A 14,425-nucleotide genomic window follows, 5' to 3' on the forward strand; every position below is an offset into this window, starting at 1 on the left:
AGAGCCTGACTACGCGGCCGCAACCGCCTTGCGCTGCGCGAACGAATGAACGAGGCAGCTTGCGTCGGCGAGATGCACCAGCCGCCCGGCCGCGATCACGGCGACGATGCGCGGGCGCATTGGCACCTTGTCGTCGACGACGATGACGTCGGCGCGGCAGCCCGTGGCGAGCACGCCGCGATCGGCGAGCCCGGCGGCGCGCGCCGGCGCCGACGAGATCAGGTCCCACGCCTCCGTAAGCGGCAGGATGCCGTCGGCGGCGAGCCGGAACGCCGCGAGCAGCTGCGCCGGATAATAATAATCCGACGCCAGCACCGAGCAGAGGCCCTGCGCGATCATGTCGGAGGCCTTGGTCCAGCCGGTGTGGCTGCCGCCGCGCACCACGTTGGGCGCGCCGAACACGATGAAGTCGCCGGCAGCCGCGGCATCGCGCGCGGTCTCCTCGTTGACGGGGAATTCGGCGATCGTGGCGCCGAGCGCACGAAACTCCTGGCGCATCGCCGGGCTGTTGTCGTCATGCGACAGCATGCGGATATCAGCCGCGCGTGCAGCCGCAGCCAGCCGCCTGATCGAAGCCGGCACCTCGGGACGGCGCGCCACGATCCGATCGAGCATGTCGTTGACGGCGTCGACGGAGAGTCCGCTACGTTCGGCGAGCTGGTTACGCTTCTTCGGCTTGACGTTGCTGTGGTCGTTGAAGGCGAACAGATCGATGCGGCCTTCGGTGAGCCATTGAATGATCTCGGCCTCGGCGTCGAGATTGTGGGTCTCGTGACGCAGATGGAAGCGGGTATCGGCGGCGAGCTGCGGCCGCAGTGCCTCGATCGCATCGAGCAGCTTGCGCGCGTTCTCAGCGCTGCGCAGGCCGGGCTCCCACGACCAGGTGGTGCCGTGGAACACGGTGGTGATGCCGTTGGCGATCGCCTGCCGGTCGCTGTCAACAATCGCCACGTCGGTCGGGAAGTCGACACCTGGGCGCGGCATCATCTGCCGCTCGAACGCATCGCCGTGCAGATCGATGATGCCGGGCAGCACCAGCAGGCCCTTGGCGTCGATATGAAGCGCGGCGCGACCCTGCTCGGCGTCGAGCGCGCCGATGTCGCGGCCGGCGGTCCGCAGCGAGGTCTCGACCAATGCCCCGTCAACCAGCGCGCGCCCGCCTTCGATGAAGATATCCGTCACGATGCGGCGCTCCGTTGTTTGTCCAGTGATTGGGATACGGCCTCGGCCTCATACTTGTCGAGGAATTCTTCGGCCGTGAGCTTGCGAAAATCGGGCAGCACACGACGAAGTGTTTCGTGATCCCAGTCCCACCATGCGAGCGCCGCAAGGCGATCCGCCGTGGTCTCGGAAAAGCGCCGCTTGATCGGACGCGCCGGATTGCCGGCAACGATCGTATAGGCGGGGACATCCTTGGTCACGATCGCACCGGCGGCGACCACGGCGCCGGTTCCGATGTTCCGTCCCGGCAGCAGGATCGCGCCGTGACCGATCCAGACGTCATGGCCGATATGCACGTGATGCGCACGTCGCCAGTTGAAGAAATCGACGTCGTCGCTCTCTCTGGGGAAGTAGGCGCTGGCGCGGTAGGTGAAGTGCGCCTGCGTCGCGCGATGCATCGGATGGTTGCCGGGGTTGATCCGGGTCATCGCCGCGATCGAGCAGAACTTGCCGATCGAGGTGTAGGTGATCTGGCTGTCGTTCACGACGTAGGAATAGTCATCCATGCTGACTTCAAGCAGGATCGTGCGCGCGCCGACCTCGGTATATTTGCCGAGCTTGCTCTCGCGGACCGACGCGGTCGGGTCGATGGTCGGCACAACCGAGAGTGTTTTTCCGGCCATCAGGGCCCTCCGCAATTCTTGCAAATCGTTGGCTTCCGGGGAGATGGGGCCCGTCATCGGGATGCTTGATGACGGCATCATGACGTTAGGATGACGACATGCGAGCGGGTGTGGACGATCGCCGCACCGCAACGTCACGTCACATAACTGTAAAACGCCGGGGATAGCGATGGCCCAAACGCGACGCGGTTGGAGCATTGCATGCTGGTGGTGGAAGGTTTGACGTGCCGGTTCGGCACAAAAGCCGCAGTCGACAACGTATCGTTTTCGATCGCGCCGGGCAGCTTTGTCGGTGTGATCGGCCGCTCCGGTGCCGGCAAGTCGACCCTGCTGCGGATGATCAACCGTCTCGCCGATCCGACCTCCGGCCGCATCCTGTTCGAGGGCATCGACGTCACCGCGCTGCGCGGCAAGGAGCTGCGGCAGTGGCGGGCACGTTCGGCGATGATCTTCCAGCAGTTCAATCTGGTCGGTAGGCTCGACGTGCTGACCAATGTGCTGATGGGCCGGCTTGCGCAGATTCCGTCCTGGCGCTCGCTGGCGCAGGTCTGGCCGGAGCAGGACAGGGCGCTGGCGATGTCCGCGCTCGATCAGTTCGATATTGCCCAGCTCGCGGCGCAGCGCGCCGACCAGCTTTCCGGCGGCCAGCAGCAGCGCGTTGCGATCGCCCGCGCGCTGGTGCAGGAGCCCGATATCATCCTCGCCGACGAGCCGATCGCCTCGCTCGATCCGCGGAACACCAAGATCGTGATGGATGCGCTGCTGCGCATCAACAAGCATTTCCGCATCACGGTGCTCTGCAACCTGCACTCGCTCGAGCTGGCGCGAACCTATTGCGACCGCCTGGTCGGCATGGCGGCCGGCCGCGTGGTGTTCGACGGCGCACCTGCGGCGCTGACCGACCATATCGCCCGCGAGCTCTATGACCTCGAGGCCAATGACGTCATCGGCGCGGCGCCGCTGCCCGCGCCCGACGGTGCGACCGCGCCGGCGCTCGGCACCGCTGCCGCGGCCTGAGCGTCGCGCATTTTTCTTGATCTGCGAGGCTGGGCGTTTTGCCCGGCCAACAGGTGTGTAACCACAAAAGAGGGGTAGTCATGTTCACTCGTCGCATCATTCTGGTCGGCGCTGCCGCGCTGGCCTTCGCCGGTTCGGCGTCCGCGCAGGACTGGAAGGCCAAATATCCGGAGCTCACCTTCGCGGTGGTGCCGGCCGAGAACGCCTCGGGCGTCACCGAGCGCTGGACGCCGTTCGTGGCGTATCTATCGAAGGAGCTCGGCGTGAAGGTCACGCTGCGCATCGCCAACGACTACGCCGCCGTGATCGAAGGTCAGCACGCCGGCAACATCCAGATCGCCAGCTACGGTTCGGCGTCGTTCGCCCGCGCACGCCTCACCGGCGTCAAGACCGACGCCTTCGCCAACGACATGAACCAGGACGGTTCGACCGGCTACTACTCGGTGTTTTACGTGAAGGCGTCGAGCCCCTACAAGAAGGTCGAGGATCTGAAGGGCAAGAACCTCGGCCTGGTCGACCCGAATTCGACATCGGGCAACAACGTGCCGCGCTTCGAACTCGACAAAATGGGCATTCCCGATGCCGAGGGCTATTTCGGCAAGGTCGTGTTCACGGGCAGCCACGAAAACGCCGTGCTGGCGCTGGCGCAGGGCACCGTCGACATGGCGGCCAATCAGTGGACCAACGACGACGATTCGACGCTCGCGCAGATGCTGACCAAGGGCATGCTGAAGAACGCCGACGGCTCGGCGATGAAGAAGGACGACTTCCGCATCATCAACAAGTCGTCGCCGATCATCAACGGCCCCTACGCCTATAACTCCGACCTTCCGGAGGACCTGAAGGCGGCGATCGCCAAGGCCTTCTTCGACGCGCCGACCAAGGACAAGGCCGCGTTCGACCGTCTCTCCGACGGCCAGAAGAAGGGTTTCCATCCCGCCACGACCAAGGATTGGGACAGCACGATCGAGCTGATCAAGTTCGTCGACAGGCTGCGCAAGAAGGCGAGCTGATCGCACCACGGAGACATGCGGAGCCGGGTTTTTCATAACCCGGCTCTTTCCGTTGAACCTCCAGCCCGGCTGATCAACACGATGGCAACTGCCGTATCCATCCTTCCGGCCCAGCAACTGGCGGTGCTGGAAGACGCCTACCGCAAGGCGGTTGCGCGCAAGCGGCTGAGGGGCGCGCTGGCGACCGCGGCGTTCTGCGTCGCCCTGGTCGTCGCCGCGTTCGGCGCCGAGGTGAACCTGCGCACGCTGTTCACCTATTTCGGCAATTTCGTCAGTTATTTCGATCGCATCCTCACGCTCGATTCCGGCGCGCGGGTCTGGACCGACCCCGCCGAATGGTTCTGGGGCTGGCACAAATGGCTGAGGATGCTCGGCGAGACGCTCCTGATCAGCTATGTCGGCACGTTGACCGGCGCGGTGTTCGCCTTCGCGCTCAATTTCTTCGCCGCCCAAAATACCTCGCCGGGGCCCTGGGTGCGCTTCATCATCCGCCGCCTGCTGGAATTCGCCCGCACCGTGCCCGGCATCGTGTTCGCGCTGATCTTCGTGATCGCGTTCGGCCTCGGCCCGATGGCCGGCGTGCTGGCGATCGCGATCCACACCACAGGCGCGCTCGGCAAGCTGTTTGCCGAGATCGTCGAAAATGCCGACATGAAGCCGGTCGAGGGCATCCGCTCCACCGGCGCGAGCTGGCTGTCCTGCATGCGCTTTGCCATCCTGCCGCAGGTCTCGGCCGGATACGCCAGCTACGCGCTGCTGCGCTTCGAGATCAATGTCCGCGAGGCGTCGGTGATGGGTTTCGTCGGCGCCGGCGGCATCGGCCAGGAGCTCGTGGTCGCGATCCGCAAGTTCTATTACTCGGACGTCAGCGCCATCCTCGTCACCATTATCCTCACCGTGTTCATCATCGACATCTCGACCGGCTGGCTGCGCGGCCGGCTGTTCGGCAAGGAGACGCGCCGATGAGCCAGATGCCGAAGCCGGATGCCGCCGAACTCCGTGCGAAATATCCCGACGCCTTCGAGCGGCCGGCATCGGCGCGGCTGGCATTGCCCGCGATGATCGCGGTCGCGTTCGCGATCTTCGTGTTCGGCCTGGTCGATCTCGACTTCTCGCCGTCCAGGCTGATCTCGGGCGTCGGCCAGCTCGGCTGGATCACCATGCTGATGATCCCGCCGAATCCCGGCGCATCATTCCCGCTCTACATGCAGGCGCTCGGCGAGACGCTGTCGATCGCGCTGCTCGGCACCACGCTTGCGGCGCTGTTGGCGCTGCCGGTCAGCCTGCTGGCGGCCCGCAACGTCATCCCCTCGAATTTCATCCGATTCCCGGTGCGGCGCTTCCTGGACACGATCCGCGGCGTCGATACGCTGATCTGGGCGCTGGTCTGGATCAACGTCGTCGGGCTCGGTCCGTTCGCCGGCGTGCTCGCGATCATGGTCTCCGACTTCGGCGCGTTCGGAAAGCTGTTCTCCGAGGCGATCGAGGCGGCCGACCGCAAGCAGGTCGAGGGCATCCGCGCCTCCGGCGGCAATGCGCTGCATGAGATTCGCTTCGGGCTGCTGCCGCAGGTGCTGCCTGTCATCGCCGGACAGGTGCTCTATTTCATCGAGTCGAACACCCGCTCGGCCACCATCATCGGCATCGTCGGCGCCGGCGGCATCGGCCTGCAGCTCGCCGAGCAGATTCGCGTGCTGGAATGGCAGAAGGTGTCGTTCCTGATCCTGATGATCCTGATCGCGGTCGCTGCGATCGACTTCGTCTCGAGCAAGCTGCGCTTCGCCATCATCGGACGGCGAGCGGTGGCGTAGGACTCCACCTCGCCCCGCTCTTGCGGGGAGAGGTCGGATTGCGAAGCAATCCGGGTGAGGGGTGCTTCCCCGTGCTCATATCTGTCGAATTCGCGGAGACAGCCCCTCACCCCAACCCTCTCCCCGCAAGAGCGGGGCGAGAGAGCAGAGCGATCAGCCGTTCTCGACCAGAAACTCGACGCGCTCGGCGGCGAAGCGCGAGCGCTTGGTCACCAGCGGCTGGTCCAGCATGTCGACATCGGTGGCATCGACCACCAGCACCGGCCGTCCCAGCGGCAGGTCGAGCCGCGCCGCATCGGTGGCATCGGCAATCGCGGCGGTGATCCGGGTCGAGGCGCGGTGATAATCCTTCACGCCGTAATGTCCGAGCAGCTTGGTCATCGAGTGGACATTGGCGAACACGCTGCCGGCATCGGGAAATCGCTCGGCGGACAGCCATGTGGTGGAGACGCAGATCGGTGTCCGGTCGGCAAGCCGCACCGCTTCGATCCGGATCAGCGGCGCACCGATCTTCAGGCCCAGCTCACGCGCGATCTCGCGGTTGGCAATATCCTCACCGGCCTCGATCAGCTGGCCACGCGGTTCGTGGCCGCCGGCGCCGACGATCTCCGAGAATCGCGTGCGCGAGCGCAACGGATAGGCGAGGCGCTGGGCTTCGACATAGGTGCCGCTGCCGCGCTCGGCGCGCACCAGTCCGCGCTCCGCCAATGCGGCGAGCGCGCGCCGCACGGTGTGGCGATTGACGCGGTAAGTCTCGGCGATCTCCATCTCGCCGGGCAGCTTTTCGCCCGCGGCAAAGCGGCCGTCAGCGATGCCGCGCTCGATGCCGTCGGCGACCTGCCGCCACAAGGCGACGCCGGAACTTTCCTGCATGCTCATCGCGCGGTGATACCAGAAATCTTCGGTTTGTCACGAAACAGTCATGGCGCTCCGCTATCAAGTTGTCTAGTATCATAGACAACTTGATACAAGCAAGGTTGCCAATGAGTTCGACCGGATCAAACAGCAAGCAGGCCCAGCGCAAGGCTGCGATGACGGTGCTGGCGCACTCCGCGGCTGCGGATATCGCGGGCAGGCTGGCGGCGATCGCAATGCCCGCGCACGAGAACCTCCGTGAACCGGAAAACGGCCTTGTGATGCTGCGCGGACGGATCGGCGGCGACGGCGCGCCGTTCAATCTCGGCGAGGCGACGGTGTCGCGCGCGGCGGTGCGGCTTGCCACCGGCGAGGTCGGCTTCGGCTACACGCTCGGCCGCGATGCAGAGAAGGCGCGGATGATCGCGCTGTGCGACGCCATGGTGCAATCGGCGGCGTTGTCCGGCGAGGTGGAGACCAAGGTGATCGCGCCGCTGCGTGCCGCGATGAATGCTGAACGCGCCCGCAAGGCCGCGGAGACCGCGGCGACGCGGGTCGATTTCTACACGATGGTGCGCGGTGAGGGGTGATGCAATGACGACGATTGCCGAAATGCCCGCAGGCTTTGCCGACAAGGTGCTGTCGGCGCAATCCACCTTCCGTTCCGTGATGGATGCGATGGCGCGTCCAGGCAGCGTGCAGCGCGTCGCAGCAAGCGTCGGGGTGCCCGCCGGCATGATGCGCGGCTCGGCCGCGATCGCGCTGACGCTGTTCGATCACGACACGCCGATCTGGCTCGATGCCGCGATGTCGGCGACGCCGGATGTCGCCCGCTGGCTGAAGTTTCACGCCGGCGCGCCGGTGGTCGGGGATTCCTCGATCGCAAGCTTCGCGCTGATCGGCGATGCCGCGAACCTGCCAGCGCTGGAGCGCTTCGCGCTCGGCAGCAGCGAATATCCGGACCGGTCGACTACGCTGATTCTCCAGGTCGACAGCCTGACCCAGGGGCCGGCCTTCGAGCTGAAAGGGCCCGGCATCGACGGCAGCGCGTTGCTGCAGGCGATGATCAAGCCGCGCGATCTGTTTCAGCGGCTCGCAATCAACGAAGTCCTGTTCCCGCGCGGCATCGATGTCGTGCTGGTCCATGACGACGCCATTGTCGCGATCCCGCGCACCACGCGGCTGATCGCAAGCGGAGTGTGAGCGATGTATGTAGCCGTCAAGGGAGGCGAACGCGCCATCGAGAACGCTCATCGCCTGCTGGCGCATGAGCGGCGCGGCGATCGCGATGTGCCCGAGGTGACGCTGGCGCAGATCTCCGAGCAACTCGCGCTCGGTGTCGATCGCGTGATGACCGAGGGCTCGCTATACGACCGCGAGTTGGCGGCGCTGGCGATCAAGCAGGCGCGCGGCGACATGATCGAGGCGATCTTCCTGGTCCGCGCCTTCCGCGCCACGCTGCCGCGCTTCGGCGCCACCGAACCGGTCGACACCGGCGAGATGCTGGTGCGGCGGCGGATCTCCTCGACCTTCAAGGACGTCCCGGGCGGCCAGATCCTGGGACCGACTTTCGACTACACCCATCGCCTGCTCGATCCGCAGCTCGCGGCAGGCTTCATGCCGGAGCGGCCGGCCACCGCGGAGGCGTCGCAGGCGGCAACGCCGCGGGTCACCGATATCCTCGGGCCGCGATGGCCTGATCGAATCCTCGCCGCAGGCAGATAGCAACGCGCCGGTCGGCGACCTCACGCGCGAGCCGCTGAGCTTCCCGGCCGATCGCGATCTGCGGCTGCAGAACCTGGCGCGCGGCGACGAGGGCTTCCTGCTCGCGCTCGGCTATTCGACGCAGCGTGGCTATGGCCGCAATCACCCCTTCGCCGGCGAGATTCGCTTCGGCGAGGTCGAGGTCGAGCTGTTCGCCGAGGACGTCGATTTTGCGGTGCCGCTCGGCTCGATCGAGCTGACCGAATGCCAGATGGTCAACCAGTTCAAGGGCTCGACATCAGAGGCACCGTGCTTCACCCGCGGCTATGGCCTCGCCTTCGGCCAGAGCGAGCGCAAGACCATGTCGATGGCGCTGGTCGACCGCGCGCTGCGGGCACGCGAGCTCGGCGAGGAAGCGGCGGCGCCGGCGCAGGACGAGGAGTTCGTGATGTCGCACTCCGACAATGTGCAGTCGACCGGCTTCGTCGAGCATCTCAAGCTGCCACATTATGTCGACTTCCAGTCCGAGCTCGGCCTGCTGCGCAAGCTGCGGCAGGAATTTGCCGAGGCCAATCAGGCGATCGAACTGCAGGAGGCCGCGGAATGAGCGCGCCGACATACAATTTCGCCTATCTCGACGAGCAGACCAAGCGGATGATCCGCCGCGCGATCCTCAAGGCGATCGCGGTCCCCGGCTACCAGGTGCCGTTCGCCAGCCGCGAGATGCCGATGCCCTATGGCTGGGGCACCGGCGGCGTGCAGGTGACGGCCGCGATCCTCGGTCCCGACGACGTGCTGAAGGTGATCGACCAGGGCTCGGACGACACCACCAACGCGATCTCGATCCGCAAGTTCTTCGGCAAGACCGCAGGTGTCGCGACCACGACCTCGACCGTAGAGGCGACCGTGATCCAGACCAGGCACCGGATTCCCGAGGCGTCGCTGCATGAAGGCCAGGTGCTGGTCTATCAGGTGCCGATCCCCGAGCCGCTGCGCTTCCTGGAGCCGCGCGAGACCGAGACGCGGCGGATGCACGCGCTCGCCGAATACGGCCTGATGCACGTCAAGCTGTACGAGGACATCGCGCGCTTCGGCCACATCGCGACCGCCTACGCCTATCCGGTGAAGGTGAATGCGCGCTATGTGATGGACCCGTCGCCGACCCCGAAATTCGACAATCCGAAGATGGACAATTGCGCGGCGCTGCAGCTGTTCGGCGCCGGCCGCGAGAAGCGCATCTACGCGATCCCGCCCTACACCACGGTGGTGTCGCTGGATTTCGAGGATCACCCGTTCACGCGGTACCGCTTCAACGCGCCCTGCGCGCTGTGCGGCGCCGACAATTCCTATCTCGACGAGATCGTCACCGACGACAGAGGCGGGCGGATGTTCGTCTGCTCCGACACCGACTTCTGCGAGCAGCGCCAGGCCGCCGGCCATCACGGCACCGAGAGCGCCGCGCCCCACAAGGAGAAGGCGCATGCCTGAGCTCGCAAGCCTCGACAACGACCAGCCGCTGCTGGTGGCCGACGGGCTCGCCAAGAATTACGGCCGGCTTCCCGCCTGCCGCGACGTCTCGTTCGCGCTGTATCCCGGCGAGGTGCTGGCGATCGTCGGCGAGTCCGGTTCGGGCAAGTCGACCTTGCTGCAACTGCTTTCGGCGCAGCTCGCGCCGAGCGCGGGCCGGGTGTCGTACCGGATGCGCGACGGCGTGCTGCGCGATCTCGCCGAGCTCGGCGAGGCCGAGCGGCGCTTCCTGTTCCGCACCGACTGGGGCTTTGTGCATCAGGACCCGGCGCAGGGATTGCGCATGGGCGTCTCGGCCGGCGCCAATGTCGGCGAACGGCTGATGGCTGTGGGATGGAATCACTACGGCCGGATCCGCGACACCGCATCGACCTGGCTGGAGCGGGTCGAGATCGATGTCGGCCGTATCGACGACGCGCCGAAAACCTATTCCGGCGGCATGCGGCAGCGATTGCAGATCGCGCGCAACCTCGTCACCGAGCCGCGGCTGGTGTTCATGGACGAGCCGACCGGCGGCCTCGACGTCTCGGTGCAGGCGCGGCTGCTCGACCTGATGCGCAACCTGGTCAGCGAGCTTGGCCTCGCCGCCATCGTCGTGACCCACGATCTCGCCGTTGCGCGCCTGCTGTCGCATCGCGTGATGGTGATGAAGGGCGGCCGCGTGATCGAGACCGGTCTCACCGACCAGGTGCTCGACGATCCGCGCGAGCCCTACACCCAGCTGCTCGTTTCCTCGATCCTGCCGCCATGAGCTTGCCAATGACCGCGATGATCGAACTTGCCAACGCCGAGAAGACCTTCACCATGCATCTGCAGGGCGGCGTCGAACTGCCCGTGGTGCGTGGCGTCTCGTTCCACGTCGTCGCAGGTGAATGCGTGGTGCTGTCGGGCCCGTCGGGCGCCGGCAAATCCTCGATTCTGAAGATGATCTTCGGCAACTATCGCTGCGACAGCGGCCGGATCGGCATCCGCCACCACGGCACGGTGATCGACCTTGCGACCGCCGAGCCGCGCCAGGTGCTCAGCATCCGCCGCTCGACCATCGGCTATGTCAGCCAGTTCCTGCGCGCGGTGCCGCGGGTGGCGACCATCGACGTCGTCGCCGAGCCGCTGATCGTCAACGGCGCGACGCGCGAGGAGGCCCGCGAGCGCGCCGGGAAACTGCTGCGCCGGCTCAACATCCCGGAGCGGCTGTGGACCCTGCCGCCCTCGACCTTCTCCGGCGGCGAGCAGCAGCGCGTCAACATCGCGCGCGGCTTCATCTCGAACCTGCCGATCCTGCTGCTGGACGAACCGACCGCTTCGCTCGACGCGCCGAATCGCGCCGTGGTGGTCGAGCTGATTGCCGAGAAAAAGACCAAGGGCGTCGCCATGGTCGCCATTGTCCATGACGACGAAATCCGTCATCTGATCGCCGACCGGATCGTCGACGTCACCTCGTTCGCCGCTGCCGCCTGAAGGACCGTTTGCAATGACCGCCAAGCAAGACACCATCATCGGCAACGCCCGGCTGGTCCTCGCCGATCGCGTGATCGAGCAGGGCTGGCTCGCGATCGCGGATGGCAAGATCGCCGAGTTCGGCGAGGGCAGGGCGCCGGAGGCTGCCGAGGATGCCGGCGGCGATCTGCTGATGCCCGGGCTGATCGAGCTGCACACCGACCATCTCGAGATGCACTACGTGCCGCGGCCGAAAGTGTTCTGGAATCCGGTTGCCGCCGTGATCTCCTATGATGGCCAGCTCGCGACCTCGGGCATCACCACGGTGCTGGATTCGCTGCGGGTCTGGCGCGAGGACGGCGCCGAGGATGTCGACGGCCGCGCCGGCGTGCTGGCGGCGGCGATCTCGGCCGCGCGCGAGGAGAACCTGCTGCGCGCCGATCACTTCCTGCATCTGCGCTGCGAGGTGCCGATGCCTGACGTCGTCGCCGAGGCCAAGGAGCTGATCGACCGGCCCGACGTGCGGCTGATGTCGCTGATGGACCACACGCCGGGCCAGCGCCAGTTCCGCGACGAGGTCAAGCTGCGCGACTACTATCGCGGCAAGGGCGGCGGCATGACCGACGCCCAGCTCGACGTGCTGTTCGCGCGGCGCTTCGCCTACCAGAAGGAATATGCCGTCGCCAACACCCGCGCGATCGTGGCGCTGGCGCATGCGCACAGGATCCCGCTGGCGAGCCATGACGACACCACGGACGAGAACGTGGTCGACGCCATCAACGACAAGGTCGCGGTCGCGGAATTCCCGACCACGATGGAAGCCGCGCGCGGCCTGCATGCGGCAGGCATCGACATCCTGATGGGCGCGCCGAACGTGGTCCGCGGCGGCTCGCACTCCGGCAATATCGCCGCGGTCGATCTCGCCAATGAGGGCATGCTCGACATCCTGTCGTCGGATTACATCCCGTCGAGCCTGTTGATGGCGGCGTTGCAATTGCCGCGGCATGTGCCGGCGATCGATCTCGCTGCTGCCGTCCGCACGGTGACCAAGACGCCGGCGGAAGCCGTCGGGCTCATCGATCGCGGCGAGATCGCGGTCGGCCGGCGCGCCGATCTGATCCGCGTCCACGTCGCGCGCGACCTGCCCGTGGTGCGCAGCGTCTGGCGCGAAGGGGGGAGGGTGGCGTGACCGACGCGTCCGTCATCGCGGAGCCGCGCGCTGCGATCGGTCCCGGCCGGTTGATCCTGGTGGTCGGCCCGAGCGGTGCCGGCAAGGATACGCTGCTGGGGCTCGCGAAAGCGGCCTGTGCCGGTGATCGTGACATCGTGTTTCCCCGCCGCCTGATCACCCGCCAGGCCTCGGCGTCGGAAGACAATGAAGAAATCGGCGCGGACGCCTTCCAGAGCGCCGCTGCCGCCGGCGACTATGCGATGCACTGGGAAGCGCACGGCCATCGCTATGCGCTGTCGCGGACGATCGACGACGAGATCCGCGCCGGACGCATCGTGATCGCGAACGTGTCCCGCACCGTGATCGCGGCAGCGCGGCGCAACTATGCCAACGCGACCGTGGTGTCGATCACGGCGCCGCCGGATGTGCTCGCGGCACGGCTGGCTGCGCGGGCGCGCAGCAGCGACGGCCTGCTCGCGCAGCGGCTGTCTCGTGCCGTCGACGAGAGCACGGCGACGCCCGATTTCACCATCGTCAATTCCGGCACCGCCGAATATCACGCGCGACAGCTGGTCCGCATCATCAAGGGCGAGCGCTGGGACGACTAACCATAGAGGGAGAACAGCACTGATGTCGGTTATTTCTACGATCGAGCAGCTTGAGGCGATCTACGGCTTTCCGAACGACGCGTCGACCGTGAAGGTCGCCGATCATGTGACGCCGCTCTATCGTGTGCTCATCGAGAGGTCGCCATTCGTGTCGCTTGCAACCTCTGGCCCCGAGGGGCTCGATTGCTCGCCGCGCGGCGACCTGCCAGGTTTTGTCCGCATCCATGATCCGAAGACGCTGATGATGCCGGATCGCCGCGGCAACAATCGCTGCGATTCGCTGCGCAACATCGTGCGCGATCCCCGCGTCGGGCTGCTGTTCCTGATTCCGGGCTCGGGCAGCACGCTGCGCGTCAACGGCCGCGCCCATGTCACGGCCGAGCCGGAGCTGCTCGCCTCCTTCAAGATGGAAGGCAAGGCGCCGCGCACGGTGATCGTGATGACTGTGGACGAAATCTACTTCCAGTGCGCCCGCGCGATCGTGCGCTCCGACCTCTGGAATCCCGATAAGCGGGTCGATCCGACGACGCTGCCGACGCCGGGCCAGATCCTCGCCGAGATGAGCGAGCACACGGTCGGCGGCGAGACATATGATCGCGAGTGGCCGGAGCGTGCGCGCCAGACGATGTGGTGACGTAACGGGCCGCTCAGCCCTTCGCCTGCTCCTCGAATGCCTTCAGCGACACCGCAGCGATCTCGCGCAGCGCGTTGCGGTCGGCACCCGAGGAGGCCATCACGCACATGCCTGACGTCACCGCGGAGAGATAGCGCGCGAGCGTGGCTGGATCGACGCTCTCGCCGAGGTCACCCTCGGCCTTGGCGCGGTCGAAGCGATTGCGCAACTGGTCCTCGGTTCGGGTGCGACGCGCCGCCAGTTCAAACGGAACGTTCTCCGAGCCGGTGCCGCAGGCAAGGCCGCCCTGCACCAGCAGACAGCCGGGCGGGTTTGCGGGGTCGGTCTGGGCGTCCGCATGCTCCATCACGAATCGTTCGGCCACCTCGTGCGCGGTCGGGGCATCGAGCACCCGGTCCATCCAGGCGTCGCGCTTTTCGGTGTAGCGGTCGAGCGCGGCCTTCAGCAGGCCTTCCTTGCTGCCAAAGGCGGCATACAGGCTCGGCGGATTGATGCTCATCGCCTCGGTGAGCTGCGCGATCGTCGCGCCCTCGTAACCATGGCGCCAGAACACATCCATGGCCCGGTCCAAAGCGGCGTCCGCGTCGAAGGCGCGGGGGCGTCCCATTCCCATGTGTCGTTGCTCCGTAAGCCGGGTGCCGTTTCTGCGACGGATTGTCCCCGGCTTATCCTCTTGTTGCACGTGATGTTTTTCCGCGTCTTCCCATTTCCCCACGAATGAGATAATAAATTCATAGTGCTCGATACATAAGTATCTTGCGAACCGGCGTCCAGCTCCACATCTGTAGCGAACACTACAGATAT

At 66.2% G+C, this 14,425-nt stretch carries 16 protein-coding genes and 1 pseudogene; 13 read left to right on the top strand and 4 right to left on the bottom strand.

All coding sequences use genetic code 11. The features are described from left to right. Positions 1-9: 9 nt before the first annotated feature. Both ACVMB0_RS18440 and ACVMB0_RS18445 read right to left on the bottom strand, forming a co-directional pair. Positions 10-1,182, bottom strand: a complete 1,173-nt coding sequence (locus ACVMB0_RS18440; protein WP_461347213.1) for an alpha-D-ribose 1-methylphosphonate 5-triphosphate diphosphatase — start codon at positions 1,180-1,182, stop codon at positions 10-12. Then, positions 1,179-1,844, bottom strand: coding sequence for a transferase hexapeptide repeat family protein (locus ACVMB0_RS18445; RefSeq protein WP_456756599.1), 666 nt, complete (start codon positions 1,842-1,844; stop codon positions 1,179-1,181). The genes ACVMB0_RS18440 and ACVMB0_RS18445 overlap by 4 nt, the downstream gene beginning before the upstream one ends. A gap of 201 nt (positions 1,845-2,045) precedes the next feature. Between ACVMB0_RS18445 and phnC the strand changes: the two genes are divergently transcribed. The 4 genes from phnC (at position 2,046) to phnE (ACVMB0_RS18465) (ending at position 5,685) form a co-directional block, all read left to right on the top strand. After that, positions 2,046-2,861: a phosphonate ABC transporter ATP-binding protein gene (phnC, locus tag ACVMB0_RS18450; RefSeq protein ID WP_461347214.1), complete on the top strand. Its 816-nt coding sequence runs from the start codon at positions 2,046-2,048 to the stop codon at positions 2,859-2,861. A gap of 80 nt (positions 2,862-2,941) precedes the next feature. Further along, positions 2,942-3,874 carry a phosphonate ABC transporter substrate-binding protein gene (gene phnD / locus ACVMB0_RS18455; RefSeq protein WP_461347215.1) on the top strand — a complete coding sequence of 311 codons (933 nt, stop codon included), beginning with the start codon at positions 2,942-2,944 and terminating at the stop codon, positions 3,872-3,874. A gap of 81 nt (positions 3,875-3,955) precedes the next feature. Continuing rightward, positions 3,956-4,840 carry a phosphonate ABC transporter, permease protein PhnE gene (phnE, locus tag ACVMB0_RS18460; protein ID WP_456798671.1) on the top strand — a complete coding sequence of 295 codons (885 nt, stop codon included), beginning with the start codon at positions 3,956-3,958 and terminating at the stop codon, positions 4,838-4,840. Then, positions 4,837-5,685: a phosphonate ABC transporter, permease protein PhnE gene (phnE, locus tag ACVMB0_RS18465; RefSeq protein ID WP_456798670.1), complete on the top strand. Its 849-nt coding sequence runs from the start codon at positions 4,837-4,839 to the stop codon at positions 5,683-5,685. The genes phnE (ACVMB0_RS18460) and phnE (ACVMB0_RS18465) overlap by 4 nt, the downstream gene beginning before the upstream one ends. Positions 5,686-5,838: 153 nt before the next feature. Here phnE (ACVMB0_RS18465) and phnF read toward each other — a convergent pair whose 3' ends face one another. Further along, positions 5,839-6,564 (bottom strand): phosphonate metabolism transcriptional regulator PhnF, encoded by a 726-nt coding sequence (phnF, locus tag ACVMB0_RS18470; protein WP_456798669.1) that lies wholly within the window; start codon positions 6,562-6,564, stop codon positions 5,839-5,841. Positions 6,565-6,668: 104 nt separating this feature from the next. On the opposite strand from phnF, the gene phnG reads away from it, so the two are divergent. From phnG to ACVMB0_RS18515, 9 genes and pseudogenes are all read left to right on the top strand, one after another. Next, the gene (gene phnG, locus ACVMB0_RS18475; protein WP_456798668.1) at positions 6,669-7,130 is read left to right on the top strand and encodes a phosphonate C-P lyase system protein PhnG; all 462 of its coding nucleotides are present in this window, start codon (positions 6,669-6,671) and stop codon (positions 7,128-7,130) included. A 4-nt stretch (positions 7,131-7,134) separates the two neighbouring features. Further along, entirely contained in the window at positions 7,135-7,743 is a 609-nt protein-coding gene (phnH, locus tag ACVMB0_RS18480) for a phosphonate C-P lyase system protein PhnH (RefSeq protein ID WP_456798667.1), read from the top strand. A 3-nt stretch (positions 7,744-7,746) separates the two neighbouring features. Next, positions 7,747-8,851: pseudogene (locus ACVMB0_RS18485) on the top strand (carbon-phosphorus lyase complex subunit). Continuing rightward, positions 8,848-9,732, top strand: coding sequence for an alpha-D-ribose 1-methylphosphonate 5-phosphate C-P-lyase PhnJ (locus tag ACVMB0_RS18490; RefSeq protein WP_461347216.1), 885 nt, complete (start codon positions 8,848-8,850; stop codon positions 9,730-9,732). The pseudogene ACVMB0_RS18485 and the gene ACVMB0_RS18490 overlap by 4 nt, the downstream one beginning before the upstream one ends. Further along, positions 9,725-10,522 (top strand): phosphonate C-P lyase system protein PhnK, encoded by a 798-nt coding sequence (gene phnK, locus ACVMB0_RS18495; RefSeq protein ID WP_456798664.1) that lies wholly within the window; start codon positions 9,725-9,727, stop codon positions 10,520-10,522. The genes ACVMB0_RS18490 and phnK overlap by 8 nt, the downstream gene beginning before the upstream one ends. An 8-nt stretch (positions 10,523-10,530) precedes the next feature. Next, positions 10,531-11,229, top strand: a complete 699-nt coding sequence (phnL, locus tag ACVMB0_RS18500; protein WP_456798663.1) for a phosphonate C-P lyase system protein PhnL — start codon at positions 10,531-10,533, stop codon at positions 11,227-11,229. A 13-nt stretch (positions 11,230-11,242) separates the two neighbouring features. Beyond that, positions 11,243-12,397 carry an alpha-D-ribose 1-methylphosphonate 5-triphosphate diphosphatase gene (locus ACVMB0_RS18505; protein WP_456798662.1) on the top strand — a complete coding sequence of 385 codons (1,155 nt, stop codon included), beginning with the start codon at positions 11,243-11,245 and terminating at the stop codon, positions 12,395-12,397. Continuing rightward, on the top strand, positions 12,394-12,987 hold the full coding sequence (phnN, locus tag ACVMB0_RS18510) for a phosphonate metabolism protein/1,5-bisphosphokinase (PRPP-forming) PhnN (RefSeq protein ID WP_461347217.1): 594 nt from the start codon (positions 12,394-12,396) through the stop codon (positions 12,985-12,987). Before ACVMB0_RS18505 ends, phnN begins: the two co-directional genes overlap by 4 nt. 22 nt (positions 12,988-13,009) lie before the next feature. Beyond that, entirely contained in the window at positions 13,010-13,621 is a 612-nt protein-coding gene (locus ACVMB0_RS18515) for a pyridoxamine 5'-phosphate oxidase family protein (protein ID WP_461347218.1), read from the top strand. 13 nt (positions 13,622-13,634) lie between these two features. Here the strand turns inward: ACVMB0_RS18515 and ACVMB0_RS18520 are convergent, their stop codons facing one another. After that, positions 13,635-14,234, bottom strand: a complete 600-nt coding sequence (locus ACVMB0_RS18520) for a TetR/AcrR family transcriptional regulator (protein ID WP_461347219.1) — start codon at positions 14,232-14,234, stop codon at positions 13,635-13,637. Between the last annotated feature and the right edge of the window lie 191 nt (positions 14,235-14,425).

This window comes from Bradyrhizobium sp. USDA 4451, from assembly GCF_054822585.1.

Bases quoted from the DNA above. Each gene is read 5' to 3' on its own strand.
- phnG (WP_456798668.1), top strand. From the start codon at position 6,669: ATGAGTTCGACCGGATCAAACAGCAAGCAGGCCCAGCGCAAGGCTGCG.
- phnE (WP_456798671.1), top strand. From the start codon at position 3,956: ATGGCAACTGCCGTATCCATCCTTCCGGCCCAGCAACTGGCGGTGCTG.
- phnC (WP_461347214.1), top strand. From the start codon at position 2,046: ATGCTGGTGGTGGAAGGTTTGACGTGCCGGTTCGGCACAAAAGCCGCA.
- phnF (WP_456798669.1), bottom strand. From the start codon at position 6,564: ATGAGCATGCAGGAAAGTTCCGGCGTCGCCTTGTGGCGGCAGGTCGCC.
- ACVMB0_RS18515 (WP_461347218.1), top strand. From the start codon at position 13,010: ATGTCGGTTATTTCTACGATCGAGCAGCTTGAGGCGATCTACGGCTTT.
- phnH (WP_456798667.1), top strand. From the start codon at position 7,135: ATGACGACGATTGCCGAAATGCCCGCAGGCTTTGCCGACAAGGTGCTG.
- phnL (WP_456798663.1), top strand. From the start codon at position 10,531: ATGACCGCGATGATCGAACTTGCCAACGCCGAGAAGACCTTCACCATG.
- phnD (WP_461347215.1), top strand. From the start codon at position 2,942: ATGTTCACTCGTCGCATCATTCTGGTCGGCGCTGCCGCGCTGGCCTTC.
- ACVMB0_RS18505 (WP_456798662.1), top strand. From the start codon at position 11,243: ATGACCGCCAAGCAAGACACCATCATCGGCAACGCCCGGCTGGTCCTC.
- ACVMB0_RS18490 (WP_461347216.1), top strand. From the start codon at position 8,848: ATGAGCGCGCCGACATACAATTTCGCCTATCTCGACGAGCAGACCAAG.
- phnE (WP_456798670.1), top strand. From the start codon at position 4,837: ATGAGCCAGATGCCGAAGCCGGATGCCGCCGAACTCCGTGCGAAATAT.
- ACVMB0_RS18445 (WP_456756599.1), bottom strand. From the start codon at position 1,844: ATGGCCGGAAAAACACTCTCGGTTGTGCCGACCATCGACCCGACCGCG.
- ACVMB0_RS18520 (WP_461347219.1), bottom strand. From the start codon at position 14,234: ATGGGAATGGGACGCCCCCGCGCCTTCGACGCGGACGCCGCTTTGGAC.
- phnK (WP_456798664.1), top strand. From the start codon at position 9,725: ATGCCTGAGCTCGCAAGCCTCGACAACGACCAGCCGCTGCTGGTGGCC.